The 1,741-nt window shown below is 52.9% G+C and carries 1 rRNA gene; it reads left to right on the forward strand.

Annotated features, from left to right (window positions below):
- A 23S ribosomal RNA gene (locus ABD093_RS04305) occupies window positions 1-1,741 on the forward strand; the annotation flags it as partial.

Below are 1,741 nucleotides of genomic sequence, written 5' to 3' on the forward strand. Positions count from 1 at the left end.
GTTGAAGGTTGGGTAACACTAACTGGAGGACCGAACCGACTAATGTTGAAAAATTAGCGGATGACTTGTGGATAGGGGTGAAAGGCCAATCAAACTTCGTGATAGCTGGTTCTCCCCGAAAGCTATTTAGGTAGCGCCTCGTGAACTCATCTTCGGGGGTAGAGCACTGTTTCGGCTAGGGGGTCATCCCGACTTACCAACCCGATGCAAACTACGAATACCGAAGAATGTTATCACGGGAGACACACGGCGGGTGCTAACGTCCGTCGTGAAGAGGGAAACAACCCAGACCGCCAGCTAAGGTCCCAAAGTCATGGTTAAGTGGGAAACGATGTGGGAAGGCACAGACAGCCAGGATGTTGGCTTAGAAGCAGCCATCATTTAAAGAAAGCGTAATAGCTCACTGGTCGAGTCGGCCTGCGCGGAAGATGTAACGGGGCTAAACCATGCACCGAAGCTGCGGCAGCGACACTATGTGTTGTTGGGTAGGGGAGCGTTCTGTAAGCCTGCGAAGGTGTGCTGTGAGGCATGCTGGAGGTATCAGAAGTGCGAATGCTGACATAAGTAACGATAAAGCGGGTGAAAAGCCCGCTCGCCGGAAGACCAAGGGTTCCTGTCCAACGTTAATCGGGGCAGGGTGAGTCGACCCCTAAGGCGAGGCCGAAAGGCGTAGTCGATGGGAAACAGGTTAATATTCCTGTACTTGGTGTTACTGCGAAGGGGGGACGGAGAAGGCTATGTTAGCCGGGCGACGGTTGTCCCGGTTTAAGCATGTAGGCTGGTTATCCAGGCAAATCCGGATAATCAAGGCTGAGGTGTGATGACGAGGCACTACGGTGCTGAAGTAACAAATGCCCTGCTTCCAGGAAAAGCCTCTAAGCATCAGGTAACATCAAATCGTACCCTAAACCGACTCAGGTGATCAGGTAGAGAATACCAAGGCGCTTGAGAGAACTCGGGTGAAGGAACTAGGCAAAATGGTGCCGTAACTTCGGGAGAAGGCACGCTGGTGTGTAGGTGAAGTCCCTGCGGATGGAGCTGAGACCAGTCGAAGATACCAGCTGGCTGCAACTGTTTATTAAAAACACAGCACTGTGCAAACACGAAAGTGGACGTATACGGTGTGACGCCTGCCCGGTGCCGGAAGGTTAATTGATGGGGTTATCCGTAAGGAGAAGCTCTTGATCGAAGCCCCGGTAAACGGCGGCCGTAACTATAACGGTCCTAAGGTAGCGAAATTCCTTGGCGGGTAAGTTNGAACTCGCTGTGAAGATGCAGTGTACCCGCGGCAAGACGGAAAGACCCCGTGAACCTTTACTATAGCTTGACACTGAACATTGAGCCTTGATGTGTAGGATAGGTGGGAGGCTTTGAAGCGTGGACGCCAGTCTGCGTGGAGCCAACCTTGAAATACCACCCTTTAATGTTTGATGTTCTAACGTTGGCCCCTGACCGGGGTTGCGGACAGTGTCTGGTGGGTAGTTTGACTGGGGCGGTCTCCTCCCAAAGCGTAACGGAGGAGCACGAAGGTTAGCTAATCCTGGTCGGACATCAGGAGGTTAGTGCAATGGCATAAGCTAGCTTGACTGCGAGCGTGACGGCGCGAGCAGGTGCGAAAGCAGGTCATAGTGATCCGGTGGTTCTGAATGGAAGGGCCATCGCTCAACGGATAAAAGGTACCCCGGGGATAACAGGCTGATCTTGCCCAAGAGCTCATATCGACGGCATGGTTTGGCACCTC

The sequence above is a fragment of the Brachybacterium tyrofermentans genome (assembly GCF_039526165.1).
Lineage (GTDB): Bacteria > Actinomycetota > Actinomycetes > Actinomycetales > Dermabacteraceae > Brachybacterium > Brachybacterium tyrofermentans.